The following is a 13,605-nucleotide window of genomic DNA, read 5'->3' as shown; positions in this document are numbered from 1 at the left end:
AGCCGACAGGTTTGCTGAGGAGGCGCGTCATTCGATTTCGAACAACCCATGGCTGATCGGCCCGACGCTCAGCCGTTCGCGCACGTCGTCGTCGATGCGCGGGTCGTCCGGTTGATACAGCTTCACCTGGCGGTAGGCATTGATGCGGTTGATGTCTTCGCCCAGATACTCCCAGACCACACGGGTGCAGGCCGGGTTGCGCCGATCGCCGCTGGAAACGCCGGTCTTGAGGCCATTGAGGCGCGTCACCCGGCTCTTGAAGCTGGGGATCAGAATGGTCTGGCTGATCTCGTTGAAGGTGAGCGACTCGTAGTCGACCAGAAACAGCCGGTCTTGCAGCTGGAACGCCGCGCCCAGGTAGCGGCAACGTACCCAGTCTTCGGCCTGCACGTTGCTGCTGCTGGTCCGCTCCTGGCGTTCCTGGCGCTCGAACAGGAAACGCCCGCGTTCTTCACGCAGGTGCACCAGCGACAACAGGATCGTGCCCGGCACCGACATGCAGTTGGCGTATTCGAAGTAGTAGCCGCAATAACGCGACAGATTGCCGCCATGCTCGTGCAAAGGCTGGAACAGTTCGGCGATCGGGTCGCCCTGCGCACTTTCGGCGTCTGCGCCGTTGCGTGCGCCGATCAGCCGGGCGAACTGGTCGGGCGGCAGGCCCAGCTCGTAGTCCTCGACACCGAAGAAGTCGCCGATGCGTTTGAGGTTGTAGCTCGTCGGATGGCTCTGCCCGCTGAGGTACTTGTTGAACTGCGCGCGATTCATCGCCAATTTCCGGCAAACCTCGGAAATAGAGCGGTAATGGCTGCACGCCAGCTTGAGGTTGAGGGCGAAATGCTCACTCATGGCGGGTTCCATCTGATGCGAAGCGCGCCAGTATAGCATCAAGTCGCATCAATTCGGACCAAGCCGCGAAATTGTAACCCTTCTTGTCATAGCCAACCATGCGCCCCATTGAGTAGCGCTGCCCCTGGGCGGCCTGCTGGTGTCCAACGCGAAAAATAAGAATCGAGGTTCTTTTCATGCTCGAAGCACTCAACGATTTCCTCTCGGGGAAGCTTCTCATCGTGCTCATCGTCGGCCTGGGTAGCTACTTCACGATCCGCTCGCGGTTCGTGCAGTTCCGTCACTTCGGCCACATGTTCGGGGTCTTCAAGGAATCCCTTCGCGGCCAGGCAGGCCAACTCAGCTCGTTCCAGGCCCTGATGCTCAGCCTCGCCGGCCGCGTCGGCGCCGGCAACATCGCAGGCGTCGGTATCGCCGTGACCCTGGGCGGCCCAGGTGCGGTGTTCTGGATGTGGGTCACCGCCCTGGTGGGCATGGCCAGCAGCTTCTTCGAATGCACCCTGGCCCAGGTCTACAAGCGCGCCGACGGCGATGGCCTGTACCGCGGCGGCCCGGCGTACTACATCCTGCACGGCCTGAAATTCAAGGGCATGGCGATCGTCTTCTCGCTGCTGCTGCTGGTCACCTACGGCTTCGCCTTCATCGGCCTGCAGTCCTACACCGTGACCCACTCGCTGCAAAATGCCTTCGCCTTCGAGCCGACCCACACCGGTATCGTGCTGGCCGTGCTGCTGGCCATCACCTTCATCGGCGGCATCAAGCGCATCGCCAAGGTGTCGGACCTGCTGGTGCCGATCAAGACCATGGCCTACATCGGCGTGACCCTCTACGTGATCGGCACGCAGATCGAACACGTCCCAGCCATGCTGGCAACTATCTTCAAGAGCGCCTTCGGCCTGGACCCTGCCTTCGGCGGCCTGCTGGGCAGCGCCATCGTCATGGGCGTCAAGCGCGGCGTGTTCGCCAACGAAGCCGGCCTGGGCAGCGCCCCGAACGTGGCTGCCGTGGCCGCCGTCAAACACCCTGGCGCGCAAGGCGTGGTACAGGCGTTCAGCGTGTTCCTCGACACCTTCGTGATCTGCACCTGCACCGCATTGCTGATCCTGCTCTCGGGCTTCTACACCCCAGGCTTCGAAGGCGACGGCATCGTGCTGACGCAGAACTCGCTGGCCGCCGTGGTCGGTGACTGGGGGCGCATCTTCGTCAGCGTCGCGCTGTCGCTGTTCGTCTTCACCTGCATCCTCTACAACTACTACTTGGGCGAGAACAGCCTGCAGTTCCTGACCCGCAACCGCGCCGTGCTGATGGGCTTCCGCGTGCTGGTACTGGTGCTGGTGATCTGGGGTTCCACGCAAGACCTGTCGACCGTGTTCGCCTTCGCCGACATCACCATGACCTGCCTGGCGTTCGTCAACCTGATCGCCCTGACCCTGCTGTTCAAGGTCGGCCTGCGGGTGATGCGCGACTACGACGCCCAGCGCCGCGCCGGCGTCAAGCAGCCGGTGTTCGACTCCAGCCAGTTCACCGACCTGGACCTGGACCGTGCCGCCTGGCCGGCCAACCCGCAGCAGACCGTCGCCACCGACGCCACGGTCGGCCAGGCGCAACCCCTGCGCTGAGCCCTGTGCCAGCCGCCCCGTCCGCGGGCGGCTGACGTAAGCTTCGCCCCAATGCACCCGCCCGACGATCCAGCGCCCAGCCGCGCCGGGTCGCCGTCGGTATGGGCTGCGCTCGAGTCTGATCTCGCTAAGGAATGCGCCATGCGTGCAGTCAACAACCTTCTCGTCCTCTACACCGGCGGCACCATCGGCATGCTGGAAACCCCCGAGGGCCTGGCCCCGGCCGGCGGTTTTGAAGCGCGTATGCGCGATCATCTGGCGCAATGCAGCGATGCCCCGCAACTGCGCTGGGCGCTGCGCGAACTCGATCCGCTGATCGACAGCGCCAACATGCAGCAGGCCAACTGGCTGGCGATGCGCGAGGCCATCGTCGAAGCGGTCGAGCACGACGGCCATGATGGTGTGCTGGTGCTGCACGGTACCGACACCTTGGCCTACAGCGCCGCTGCCCTGTCGTTCCTGCTGTTGGGCCTGCCGGTGCCGGTGCTGCTGACCGGCTCCATGCTGCCGGCCGGCACGCCGGACAGCGACGCCTGGGACAACCTGATCGGCGCCCTGCGCCAGTTCGAGCAGGGTTTGCAGAACGGCGTACAGCTGTTCTTCCACGGCCAGTTGCTGCACGGCTGCCGAGCGTCCAAGCTGCGCAGCGAGGCGTTCGACGCGTTCACCGCGCCGGCCCGCCATCGCCAGGGCGAGCGCGCCGCCAAGCTGCCCGCCACGCTGAGCTATCGCCAGGCGCGCCAGCCGGTCAAGCTCGCGGTACTGCCGGTGTTTCCCGGCCTTGGCGCCGAGCACCTGCACGGGCTGCTGGCCAGCGGCATCCGCGGGCTGGTGCTGGAGTGCTACGGCAGCGGCACCGGGCCGTCCGACGACCTGGCACTGCTCGACGCGCTGCATACGGCGCGCCAGCAGGGTGTGTTGGTGGTCGCCATCAGCCAGTGCCCCGAAGGTTCGGTGGTGTTCGACACCTATGCGGCCGGCAGCCGCCTGCGCGACGCCGGGCTGCTCAGCGGTGGCGGCATGACCCGCGAGGCGGCGTTGGGCAAGCTGTTCGGCTTGCTGGGCGCGGGGTTGGACAGGGAGACGGCCGGCCACTGGTTCCAGCTGGATCTATGCGGCGAGCGTGCCTGATCGGGTGGGATGTCCCTACTCCGTGCAAAGCCAAACGGCGCCTGCTCCCTATGAGCAGGCGCCGTTTTTCATTGTTCGGGCCATGGCCGGAGCGCTGCTGAAACAGCAGCGGTTCCAGTCGCGTTTCAGAGGCCGTGAGTAACGCCACCGTCGACCTTGAGGTTCTGCCCGGTGATGTAGGCCGCACCGTCGCTGGCCAGGAAGGCTATGGTCGCCGCGACTTCCTCGCTCCTCCCGTAGCGCTTGAGCGGCACGCTGTCACGACGCTCGTCGGTCGCCGGCAGGCTGTCGATCCAGCCGGGCAGCACGCTGTTGATGCGCACGTTATCGGCGGCGAAGTTATCGGCGAAGATCTTGCTGAAGGCCGCCAGGCCCGCACGGAACACGGCCGAGGTCGGGAACAGTGCGTTGGGCTCGAAGGTCCAGGCGCTGGAAATGTTGATGATGGCGCCGCCCTTCTGCCGCTGCATGATCGGCGCCACCAGCCGCGTGGGGCGGATGACGTTGAGCAGGTAGGTGTCCATGCCGGCGTGCCAGTCCTCGTCGCTGATCTCCAGGATCGGCGCGCGCGGGCCGTGGCCGGCGCTGTTGACCAGCACGTCGATGCGCCCCCATTCGGCCATCACCGCATCGACCAGACGCTGCAGGTCGGCGGTCGACTGGTTGCTGCCGGTGACGCCGATGCCGCCCAGTTCGTGGGCCAGCGCCTCGCCTTTGCCCGACGACGACAGGATGCCCACTTTGAAGCCATCGGCGGCCAGTCGCCGCGCCGCAGCCGCGCCCATGCCGCTACCGCCGGCGGTGATGATCGCTACTTTTTCTACTGTCATGTTGCCTCCAGGGCTGTGTTCGTTCAGATGCTGTGAAGGTAGCAACGTGGTACGCCGCGAGGGAGGCAGCCGGGGTTTGTCGAGACGATAGCTCAGCTACTGCCTGCCTGATTCTTAAGCCACTGTGCCACTTGCAGCAGCAGCGGCGCATTGCGCGACTTGTGCGGCCAGACCAGGTAGAAGCCTTGCTCAAGGCTGAGTCGTTGTTCGAACACCTGCACCAGCCGACCTGCCGCGATGTCCTGGGCCACGAAGGCTGCGGTGGCCAGGGCGATACCCTGCCCGCCGATGGCAGCCTCGATCGCCAGGGAGGTCTGGTTGAAACGCATGTGCTTGGTGATGAGCGACGCATGTTCCGGAAACAGCCTGGCGGTGAAGGCCGGCCAGTGGTCGTGGGCATCGTGCAGCAGGGCGAAGCGTTGCAGGTCTTCGAAACGGCCAGGCATGGCCTTGTCGTGGAACAGGATCGGGCTCGCCACCGCGACGATGCACTGTTCGAACAACCGTTCCACGTGCAAGCCTGGGCCGAAGCCAGGCACCCCATAACGCACGGCGAGGTCCACCCCATCGGTCTGGAAGTGCGAAAGCCGTTCGGTCGCCAGCACCCGCAGATCGATCTCGGGGTGGCACTGGGCAAAGCTGCCCAGCCGTGGAATCAGCCATTTCGAAGCGAAGCTCGGGGTGACGCTGACCGTGACGTGCAGCGGCTCGGGTTTGAGCAAGCGGGTGGCCTCGTCGATCATCGATAAAGCGCTGCGCACACTGCCGCTGTAGGCCCGCCCGGCATCGGTCAGCGCCAGGCCCCGTGGCAGGCGCTCGAACAGGCGCACCGCCAGTTTGGCCTCCAGCCCCCGGACCTGTTGGGCCACGGCCGCCTGGGTGACGCCGAGCTCTTCGGCGGCCAGGCGGAAGTTCAGGTGGCGGGCGACCACTTCGAAGATGCGCAGGGCGTTGAGCGGTGGGAGGGTGGGGAAAGCGTCGGGCATGGGAATGTGCACTTGGCGTATACGTGGGATGAAATCGATTTTCGCACACTGTTTGGGTTTTTTACGGGCAGGGTCATAGCGTCCTCAGTGGCAGCTTCGGCCACATGTCCTGGGGGGAGGTTGCTGCTATGATCCCTATCAGGTTTTTGAGGAACCGCCTTATGAAATTCAAAGTTCTTTTCTCGAAAAAGCTTGTAACAGAAGCCAATTCCAAGCTCGCCAGACGTAAAGGCGGCCTGCGCAGCGAACTTCCGCTGGAAGTGGGCGACATCATCTATAGCAACTGTCAAAGCGCAGACGAAATAAGGTCAGCGTTTGAAACCGCATCGGCTCGACTCCGGAAGGCGTGACCCTATGGAAAGAGGAAGCTATAACTTCATCTATACTGAGCTGGTAAAGAGTGAAGACGACATCCTTGAGATCATTGCTTACTCTCTCTACAAACGGCAAAAAATCGAATTCGTCAAAAGCTTCGAAGCCCGTCACGGGCGGGCGCCTGCTGACACTGACCTGTCTCATTTCCACGAGGTGAGCAACTCGGAGTTTCAGCTCCAGGCATACCGTAACCAAGCGGATAAGCTGGCTCAGGACTTCCTTACGATCACCTTGGAAACCAGAGCTGAAGAACTTGAAAATATTATGATGCGAAGCTTACGAGCGAAATAAAACGTTACAGACCAAGCTTCTGGCTCGATGTTTCTCAAGGCGTGGTGGCCTCGGTCATATTTGTACTGTTACTGGGTGTTTTGGTTATCTTCACTTGGAGCCTCAATCAAGGACCAAGACAAGTCATTGAACAAATCTTCAACGTGAATATCGTGGATGCCGGCGCTGGCGAATCCGAACTGAATCCGTAGCAAGAGCAACGCTGGGCCCTAACCACTTGGTCGGTCTCGACTCATTTATGGAAGCAGCTGCGAGACGACGTACCTTGGTTTTGCGCTATATAAACGTATAGAGCCAAGCACTCCATATCAAGACTTGATTCTGCATTACATAAACCATAAAAAAGCGAGGCCAAGTCAATGGCCTCGCTTTAGTGTTTGCGGCTCTGGAAAAGCTGCAGATCAGAACGGAATATCGTCATCGAAGCTGTCGAAATCCGCCGCTGGCTGCTGTTGCTGTTGCGCCGGTTGCTGCTGTTGCTGCTGCGGCCGCTGCGGTGCCTGCTGCGGGCGCTGGGCCTGCTGGCGTGGCGCCTGGTTGTATTGCTGCTGGCCGTTGTCCTGGTTGTACTGCTGCTGACCGCCACCCTGGTTGTAACCGTCGTTGCCGCCCTGCTGGTTCTGCGGACGGCCGCCCAACAGCTGCATGGTGCCGTTGATGTCGACGATGATTTCGGTGGTGTAACGCTTGATGCCGTCCTTTTCCCACTCGCGGGTCTGCAGCTTGCCTTCGATGTAGCACTGCGAACCCTTGCGCAGGTATTCGCCGGCGATCTCGGCGACCTTGCCGAACAGCGACACACGGTGCCACTCGGTACGCTCGACCTTCTGCCCGGACTGCTTGTCAGTCCACTGCTCGCTGGTGGCCAGGCTCAGGTTGGTCACGGCGTTACCGTTGGGCAGGTAGCGGACTTCGGGATCCTGACCGCAGGTACCGACCAGAATGACTTTGTTAACCCCACGGGCCATAACGTTCTCCTAGGCTTCGCACGCCGCTGGAGCTGGGTTGACCAGCCGTTCCAAGGTCGTGCGATCCAAAATTTTCGTATCCAGTTTGATGTAGATGGCAGCTTCGTCTGCCACCACCACGGCGTCGGTCACACCCGGCACAGCCATGAGGCGTTCAGCCAGCCCGGCGTCACGCATCGCCTCGGGCGTCAGCGGCAGGCGCAGGCTGGTCACATAGGGCGGCTCGTTCATACCCACGGTGCCCACCAGCCACACCACGCACAACGCTGCGCATCCGAGGAACACCACGCTCAAGCCGCCGTGCTGGTACAACCAGCCACCGAGAATGCCGCCCAACGCCGCGCCGAGGAACTGGCTGGTGGAATACACCCCCATGGCCGTGCCTTTGCCGCCGGCGGGCGACACCTTGCTGACCAGGGAAGGCAGCGACGCCTCGAGCAGGTTGAACGCCGTAAAGAATATCACGGTGCCGATGACCAGTCCGCGCAAGTTGTCAGCCCATTGCCAGAAGAACACCTCCACCAGCAGCAGCACACCGACCGCCCCAAGCAACACGCGCTTCATCTTGCGCTTCTTCTCGCCGTAGATGAGGAACGGCACCATTGCGAAAAATGAAATGAGCAAGGCGGTCAGGTACACCCACCAGTGTTCCTCCTTGGGCAGCCCCGCACCGACATAGGCCAGCGGCAAGGCGATAAAACTGGCCATGAGGATGGCGTGCAGAACGAAAATGCTCAGGTCCAGCCTCAGCAGGTCGGGATGACGCAGGGTGGGCCCCAGGGCCTGGCGGGCGACGCCCGATTCGCGGTGCGACAGCGTGCTGTGCGCACTCGGCACGACGAAGGCCACGATGGCCAGCCCCACCACCGCCAGCGCCCCTGTGGCGAGGAAAAGGCCTGACAGGCCGAAGGCACTTGTCAGCAGCGGGCCGACGACCATCGCCACGGCGAACGACAAACCGATGCTCATGCCGATCATGGCCATGGCCTTGGTGCGGTGTTGCTCGCGGGTCAGGTCGGACAGCAGCGCCATGACCGCCGCGGAGATCGCGCCCGCCCCTTGCAGCACCCGCCCCAGGATCACGCCCCAGATGGAGTCGGCCTGCGCCGCCAGCACGCTGCCCAGGGCGAACACCAGCAAGCCGAGGTAGATCACCGGCCGACGGCCGATGCGGTCGGAAATCATCCCGAACGGGATCTGCAATACCGCCTGGGTCAGGCCATAGGCGCCAATGGCCAGGCCGATCAGCGCCGGGGTGGCACCTGCCAGGTCCATCCCGTAGGTCGCCAGCACCGGCAGCACCATGAACATGCCCAGCATGCGAAAGGCGAAGACCAGGGCAAGGCCGCCTGCGGCGCGCGTTTCAGTGCCACTCATGCGTTCGCTATGGGTGTCGTGCATGGATAAACCTCGTGTGAACCGGCGGCGATTCTATCAGTCGGACCGCTTATGGGCATATACGCGACGCTTTGCCGCGTGATGGCAGGGGGCCGTATACTTTTTCGTTTATGCCCGCCAAGCGAGGCTGCAGTGGACAAAATCCTGATCCGTGGGGCACGTACCCACAACCTGAAAAATATTGATCTGACCCTTCCACGGGACAAGCTCATCGTCATTACCGGGCTGTCCGGTTCCGGCAAGTCCTCACTGGCCTTCGACACCCTCTACGCCGAGGGGCAACGTCGCTACGTGGAGTCGCTTTCGGCCTACGCGCGGCAGTTCCTGTCGATGATGGAAAAGCCTGACGTCGACACGATCGAAGGTCTGTCGCCGGCCATTTCCATCGAACAGAAATCCACCTCGCACAACCCTCGTTCCACCGTCGGCACCATCACCGAAATCTATGACTACCTGCGCCTGCTCTACGCCCGCGTCGGTACACCGCGCTGCCCGGACCACGACATTCCGTTGGAAGCCCAGACCGTCAGCCAGATGGTCGACCTGGTGCTCGAGCAACCCGAGGGTACCAAGCTGATGCTGCTCTCGCCCGTGGTGCGCGAGCGCAAGGGCGAGCACCTGGCGGTGTTCGACGAGCTGCGGGCACAAGGCTTCGTACGTGCGCGCATCAACGGCAAGCTCTATGAGCTCGATGAGGTGCCCAAGCTCGACAAGCAGAAGAAGCACAGCATCGATGTGGTGATCGACCGCTTCAAGGTGCGCAACGACCTGCAACAGCGTCTGGCCGAGTCGTTCGAGACCGCGCTGCGGATGGCCGACGGCATCGCATTGGTCGCGCCCATGGACGATGAAAACGGCGAGGAGACCATTTTCTCGGCGCGTTTCGCCTGCCCGATCTGCGGCCATGCCATCAGCGAGCTGGAACCCAAACTGTTCTCCTTCAACAACCCGGCCGGCGCCTGCCCGACCTGTGATGGCCTGGGGGTCAAGCAGTTCTTCGACATCAAGCGCCTGGTCAACGGCGAGCTGACCTTGGCCGAAGGTGCGATTCGCGGCTGGGACAGGCGCAACGTCTACTACTTCCAGATGCTCGGCTCGCTGTCCAAGCAATATGGCTTCAGCCTGGACAAGCCGTTCGGCGAGCTGTCGGCAGATCATCAGAAGGTCATCCTGCAGGGTAGCGGCAAGCAGAACGTCGACTTCAAATACCTCAACGACCGGGGCGACATCGTCAAGCGTTCGCACCCCTTCGAAGGCATCGTGCCAAACCTGGAGCGGCGCTATCGTGAGACCGAATCGTCGACCGTACGCGAAGAGCTGGCCAAGTTCCTCGGCACCCAGCCCTGCCCCGATTGCCGCGGCACGCGTCTGCGACGTGAGGCGCGGCACGTCTGGGTCGGCGAAAAGACCCTGCCTGCGGTCACCAACATGCCGATCGGCGATGCCAGTGGCTACTTCGACCAGCTGACATTGACCGGACGCCGCGGCGAGATCGCCTCGAAGATCCTCAAGGAAATCTGCGAACGCTTGCAGTTCCTGGTCAACGTCGGCCTCGACTACCTGACGCTGGACCGCAGCGCCGAAACCCTGTCTGGCGGCGAGGCGCAGCGTATTCGTCTGGCCAGCCAGATCGGCGCGGGCCTGGTGGGGGTGATGTACATCCTCGATGAGCCCTCCATCGGCCTGCACCAGCGCGACAACGACCGTCTGTTGGGTACGCTCAACCACCTGCGCGACCTGGGCAACACCGTGATCGTGGTCGAGCACGACGAAGACGCCATCCGCCTGGCGGATTATGTGGTCGATATCGGACCGGGTGCCGGTGTCCACGGTGGCGCCATCGTTGCCGAGGGCACGCCTGAAGAAGTCATGGCGCATCCGGATTCGTTGACGGGCAAATACCTGTCCGGGCGCAAGAAGATCGTCGTGCCGGCCAAACGTACGCCGCGCAACAAGAAGCTGTCGCTCAAGCTCAAGGGCGCGCGCGGCAACAACTTGCAGAATGTCGATCTGGAATTGCCGATCGGCTTGCTGACCTGTGTGACCGGTGTCTCGGGTTCGGGCAAATCGACTCTGATCAACAACACCCTCTACCCGCTCGCCGCCGCTGCGCTCAATGGCACCACCAGCCTGGAGGCCGCCGCGCATACCAGCATGGACGGCTTGCAGCATCTGGACAAAGTGGTCGACATCGATCAGAGCCCTATCGGTCGCACGCCGCGCTCCAACCCAGCCACCTATACCGGGCTGTTCACACCCATCCGTGAGCTGTTCTCCGGGGTACCGGAATCACGCTCGCGCGGCTATGGGCCAGGACGCTTCTCCTTCAACGTCAAGGGCGGTCGCTGCGAGGCTTGCCAGGGCGACGGTCTGATCAAGGTGGAAATGCACTTCCTGCCCGACGTCTATGTGCCCTGCGACGTGTGCAAGAGCAAGCGCTACAACCGCGAGACGCTGGAAGTGAAGTACAAGGGCAAGAACATCCACGAGGTGCTGGAGATGACCATCGAGGAGGCGCGTGGCTTCTTCGACGCCGTCCCTGCCCTGGCGCGCAAGCTACAGACGCTGATGGACGTAGGCCTGTCCTATATCAAACTTGGGCAGTCGGCCACGACGCTTTCGGGTGGTGAAGCACAACGCGTGAAGTTGTCGCGCGAGCTGTCCAAGCGTGATACCGGCAAGACGCTGTACATACTCGACGAACCCACGACCGGCCTGCACTTCGCAGACATTCAACAGTTGCTGGATGTGCTGCACCGTCTGCGCGACCACGGCAATACCGTGGTGGTGATCGAGCACAATCTGGACGTGATCAAGACGGCCGACTGGCTGGTGGACCTGGGCCCTGAAGGTGGTTCCAAAGGTGGGCAGATCATTGCCAGCGGCACACCGGAAGAGCTGGCCAAGGCGAAACAGTCCTATACCGGGCACTACCTCAAGCCATTGCTCGAACGCGACCGCGCCTAGGCTTCACGCGGTCAAAAAAGAGCCCCGCCAGGTTTTCCGGGCGGGGCTCTTTCATGCTTGCGCAGATGCTGTCACATCTGCGATTGCAGGTAGTTCTGCAAGCCGATGGATTTGATCAGGCCTTGCTGCTTTTCCAGCCAGTAGGTGTGGTCTTCTTCGGTATCGGCCAACTGCACGCGCAGGATGTCGCGGCTGATGTAGTCCTGGTGCAGTTCGCACAACTCGATGCCTTTGCACAGGGCAGCGCGGACTTTGTATTCCAGGCGCAGATCGGCTGCGATCATCTCCGGCACCGTAGTCCCTACGTCGAGATCGTCGGGGCGCATGCGCGGCGTGCCTTCGAGCATCAGGATGCGGCGCATCAGGGCATCGGCGTGCTGCGCTTCTTCTTCCATCTCATGGTTGATGCGCTCGTAGAGCTTGGACAAACCCCAGTCTTCGTACATGCGCGAGTGGATGAAATACTGATCGCGTGCTGCCAGTTCGCCCGTCAGCAACGTGTTGAGATAATCGATTACGTCCGGGTGACCTAACATCGACGTGATACTCCCTGAGTGATAGCGGTATGCACATAGTGTGAACCACGATCCATTGGAGGTCACTGAAAAAGAGGAAAATCCTTGCAAAAAAGTCGGTAAACGGTAGTGATATTCATTGAAAAACCGCCCAAATGCGGGCGGTTCTTCTTAGCATTAAGAGTCAGGCGAGATTGCGCCCCAAGGCTTTGACGATCCCTTCCCCGTATTGCGGGTCCGCTTCGTAGAAATAACCCAGCTGCCGCTCGATGACATCATCGCTCACCCCTGCCATGGCACCGGCAATATTGTTGACCAACAATGTCTGCTGCTCACTGCTCATCAAGCGGAACAGCGCCCCGGCCTGACTGAAGTAGTCGCCATCGACGCGGTGGTCGTGCCGATCAGCCGCACCGCTGAGCGGCAGCGCCGGTTCCGCATGACGCGCAGACTGCTTGGGCGCGTCGCTGTAACTGTTAGGCTCATAGTTCGGTGCCGCACCATACGTGCCCTGGGCCATGGCACCGTCGCGTTGGTAGCTGTGCACGGCGCAGCGTGGGGCATTGACCGGTAACTGCTGATGATTGGTGCCTACACGGTAGCGATGGGCATCGGCATAAGCGAACACGCGACCTTGCAGCATGCGGTCGGGCGAGAGCCCTACCCCAGGCACCATGTTGCTCGGTCCGAAGGTGGCTTGTTCGACTTCGGCAAAGTAGTTGAGCGGATTGCGGTTGAGTTCCAGCACACCCACTTCGATCAATGGGAATTCTTTTTGCGACCAGGTCTTGGTGACGTCGAACGGGTTCTCTTCGCGGTTGGCCGCTTGCGCTTCGCTCATGACCTGGATGCAGGCGGTCCATTTCGGATAGTCGCCACGGTCAATGGCCTCGAACAGATCGCGTTGAGCATAATCGGGGTCGGTACCGGCCAAACGTGCGGCATCGGCTACGGACAGGTTCTTGATGCCTTGCTGGGTCTTGAAGTGCCATTTCACCCAAGTGCGTTGACCCGCAGCGTTCACCAAACTGTAGGTGTGGCTGCCGAAACCATGCATATGCCGGTAACCGTCGGGTATGCCCCGGTCCGAGAACAGGATGGTGACCTGATGCAAAGCTTCGGGCGAATGCGACCAGAAGTCCCACATCATCTGGGCATTCTTCAGGTTGGTCTGCGGGTGGCGCTTCTGCGTGTGGATGAAATCAGGAAACTTCAATGGATCACGGATGAAGAACACGGGCGTATTGTTGCCGACGATGTCCCAGTTGCCCTCCTCCGTATAGAACTTGAGGGCGAAGCCGCGCGGGTCGCGTTCGGTATCGGCCGAACCACGCTCGCCACCAACAGTGGAGAAGCGCAGGAAAGTCTCGGTTTGCTTGCCGATCTGTTCGAACATACGTGCGCTGGTATAGGCGCTGATGTCGCGGGTTACCGTGAAGGTGCCATAGGCACCGGAGCCCTTGGCGTGCACACGGCGTTCAGGGATGTTTTCACGGTTGAAGTGGGCAAGCTTTTCAATCAGATGGAAGTCATCCAGCATCAACGGACCTCGTGGTCCAGCAGAGCGGGAATTCTGATTGTCGGCGACGGGGGCGCCACTGGCGGTAGTGAGGATCGTGGTCATGTGCTCTCCTGAACGAATGGCATTGCCAACTGGGTGGCTTGAGGAGAAGTATGCC

The 13,605-nt window shown here is 61.8% G+C and carries 13 protein-coding genes; 5 read left to right on the top strand and 8 right to left on the bottom strand.

All coding sequences use genetic code 11. From position 1 onward, the window contains the following. Positions 1-27 precede the first annotated feature (27 nt). Together AA0Z93_RS09500 and AA0Z93_RS09495 are read right to left on the bottom strand one after the other, a co-directional pair. A complete protein-coding gene (locus AA0Z93_RS09500; RefSeq protein WP_296269218.1) occupies positions 28-846 on the bottom strand; it encodes an XRE family transcriptional regulator in 819 nt (272 codons plus the stop codon). Further along, a complete protein-coding gene (locus AA0Z93_RS09495; RefSeq protein ID WP_296269217.1) occupies positions 839-1,024 on the bottom strand; it encodes a hypothetical protein in 186 nt (61 codons plus the stop codon). Before AA0Z93_RS09495 ends, AA0Z93_RS09500 begins: the two co-directional genes overlap by 8 nt. On the opposite strand from AA0Z93_RS09495, the gene AA0Z93_RS09490 reads away from it, so the two are divergent. Together AA0Z93_RS09490 and AA0Z93_RS09485 are read left to right on the top strand one after the other, a co-directional pair. Further along, positions 1,023-2,465, top strand: a complete 1,443-nt coding sequence (locus AA0Z93_RS09490; RefSeq protein WP_413045554.1) for an alanine/glycine:cation symporter family protein — start codon at positions 1,023-1,025, stop codon at positions 2,463-2,465. The two genes, AA0Z93_RS09495 and AA0Z93_RS09490, sit on opposite strands and share 2 nt — an antisense overlap. Positions 2,466-2,606: 141 nt before the next feature. Further along, entirely contained in the window at positions 2,607-3,596 is a 990-nt protein-coding gene (locus AA0Z93_RS09485; protein ID WP_413045555.1) for an asparaginase, read from the top strand. A 125-nt stretch (positions 3,597-3,721) separates the two neighbouring features. On the opposite strand, the gene AA0Z93_RS09480 is transcribed toward AA0Z93_RS09485, so the two are convergent. Then, positions 3,722-4,426 (bottom strand): SDR family oxidoreductase, encoded by a 705-nt coding sequence (locus AA0Z93_RS09480; protein ID WP_413045556.1) that lies wholly within the window; start codon positions 4,424-4,426, stop codon positions 3,722-3,724. Between the two features lie 92 nt (positions 4,427-4,518). Further along, positions 4,519-5,412 carry a transcriptional regulator GcvA gene (gene gcvA / locus AA0Z93_RS09475; RefSeq protein ID WP_413045557.1) on the bottom strand — a complete coding sequence of 298 codons (894 nt, stop codon included), beginning with the start codon at positions 5,410-5,412 and terminating at the stop codon, positions 4,519-4,521. A gap of 161 nt (positions 5,413-5,573) precedes the next feature. Between gcvA and AA0Z93_RS09470 the strand changes: the two genes are divergently transcribed. Both AA0Z93_RS09470 and AA0Z93_RS09465 read left to right on the top strand, forming a co-directional pair. Continuing rightward, positions 5,574-5,762, top strand: coding sequence for a hypothetical protein (locus tag AA0Z93_RS09470; protein WP_413045558.1), 189 nt, complete (start codon positions 5,574-5,576; stop codon positions 5,760-5,762). A 4-nt stretch (positions 5,763-5,766) separates the two neighbouring features. After that, positions 5,767-6,078: a hypothetical protein gene (locus AA0Z93_RS09465; protein WP_413045559.1), complete on the top strand. Its 312-nt coding sequence runs from the start codon at positions 5,767-5,769 to the stop codon at positions 6,076-6,078. Positions 6,079-6,479: 401 nt separating this feature from the next. On the opposite strand, the gene AA0Z93_RS09460 is transcribed toward AA0Z93_RS09465, so the two are convergent. Both AA0Z93_RS09460 and AA0Z93_RS09455 read right to left on the bottom strand, forming a co-directional pair. After that, a complete protein-coding gene (locus tag AA0Z93_RS09460; protein ID WP_413045560.1) occupies positions 6,480-7,046 on the bottom strand; it encodes a single-stranded DNA-binding protein in 567 nt (188 codons plus the stop codon). A gap of 9 nt (positions 7,047-7,055) precedes the next feature. Continuing rightward, positions 7,056-8,447 carry an MFS transporter gene (locus AA0Z93_RS09455; RefSeq protein WP_413045561.1) on the bottom strand — a complete coding sequence of 464 codons (1,392 nt, stop codon included), beginning with the start codon at positions 8,445-8,447 and terminating at the stop codon, positions 7,056-7,058. 129 nt (positions 8,448-8,576) lie between these two features. On the opposite strand from AA0Z93_RS09455, the gene uvrA reads away from it, so the two are divergent. Further along, on the top strand, positions 8,577-11,411 hold the full coding sequence (uvrA, locus tag AA0Z93_RS09450; protein WP_413045562.1) for an excinuclease ABC subunit UvrA: 2,835 nt from the start codon (positions 8,577-8,579) through the stop codon (positions 11,409-11,411). A gap of 71 nt (positions 11,412-11,482) precedes the next feature. On the opposite strand, the gene bfr is transcribed toward uvrA, so the two are convergent. Continuing rightward, positions 11,483-11,947, bottom strand: coding sequence for a bacterioferritin (gene bfr, locus AA0Z93_RS09445; RefSeq protein ID WP_296269209.1), 465 nt, complete (start codon positions 11,945-11,947; stop codon positions 11,483-11,485). A 163-nt stretch (positions 11,948-12,110) separates the two neighbouring features. Then, on the bottom strand, positions 12,111-13,550 hold the full coding sequence (locus AA0Z93_RS09440; RefSeq protein WP_413045563.1) for a catalase: 1,440 nt from the start codon (positions 13,548-13,550) through the stop codon (positions 12,111-12,113). Positions 13,551-13,605: the final 55 nt, after the last annotated feature.

Source organism: Pseudomonas phoenicis (assembly GCF_047302395.1).
Classification (GTDB): domain Bacteria; phylum Pseudomonadota; class Gammaproteobacteria; order Pseudomonadales; family Pseudomonadaceae; genus Aquipseudomonas.
The sequence above is the reverse complement of the archived record's forward strand: the minus strand, read 5'-3'. Positions and strand labels throughout refer to the sequence as shown.

What these genes read in the sequence shown, in the direction of transcription:
- AA0Z93_RS09500 (WP_296269218.1), bottom strand. Translation starts at nt 846, where the DNA reads ATGAGTGAGCATTTCGCCCTCAACCTCAAGCTGGCGTGCAGCCATTAC.
- AA0Z93_RS09490 (WP_413045554.1), top strand. Translation starts at nt 1,023, where the DNA reads ATGCTCGAAGCACTCAACGATTTCCTCTCGGGGAAGCTTCTCATCGTG.
- AA0Z93_RS09495 (WP_296269217.1), bottom strand. Translation starts at nt 1,024, where the DNA reads ATGAAAAGAACCTCGATTCTTATTTTTCGCGTTGGACACCAGCAGGCC.
- AA0Z93_RS09485 (WP_413045555.1), top strand. Translation starts at nt 2,607, where the DNA reads ATGCGTGCAGTCAACAACCTTCTCGTCCTCTACACCGGCGGCACCATC.
- AA0Z93_RS09480 (WP_413045556.1), bottom strand. Translation starts at nt 4,426, where the DNA reads ATGACAGTAGAAAAAGTAGCGATCATCACCGCCGGCGGTAGCGGCATG.
- gcvA (WP_413045557.1), bottom strand. Translation starts at nt 5,412, where the DNA reads ATGCCCGACGCTTTCCCCACCCTCCCACCGCTCAACGCCCTGCGCATC.
- AA0Z93_RS09470 (WP_413045558.1), top strand. Translation starts at nt 5,574, where the DNA reads ATGAAATTCAAAGTTCTTTTCTCGAAAAAGCTTGTAACAGAAGCCAAT.
- AA0Z93_RS09465 (WP_413045559.1), top strand. Translation starts at nt 5,767, where the DNA reads ATGGAAAGAGGAAGCTATAACTTCATCTATACTGAGCTGGTAAAGAGT.
- AA0Z93_RS09460 (WP_413045560.1), bottom strand. Translation starts at nt 7,046, where the DNA reads ATGGCCCGTGGGGTTAACAAAGTCATTCTGGTCGGTACCTGCGGTCAG.
- AA0Z93_RS09455 (WP_413045561.1), bottom strand. Translation starts at nt 8,447, where the DNA reads ATGCACGACACCCATAGCGAACGCATGAGTGGCACTGAAACGCGCGCC.
- bfr (WP_296269209.1), bottom strand. Translation starts at nt 11,947, where the DNA reads ATGTTAGGTCACCCGGACGTAATCGATTATCTCAACACGTTGCTGACG.
- AA0Z93_RS09440 (WP_413045563.1), bottom strand. Translation starts at nt 13,550, where the DNA reads ATGACCACGATCCTCACTACCGCCAGTGGCGCCCCCGTCGCCGACAAT.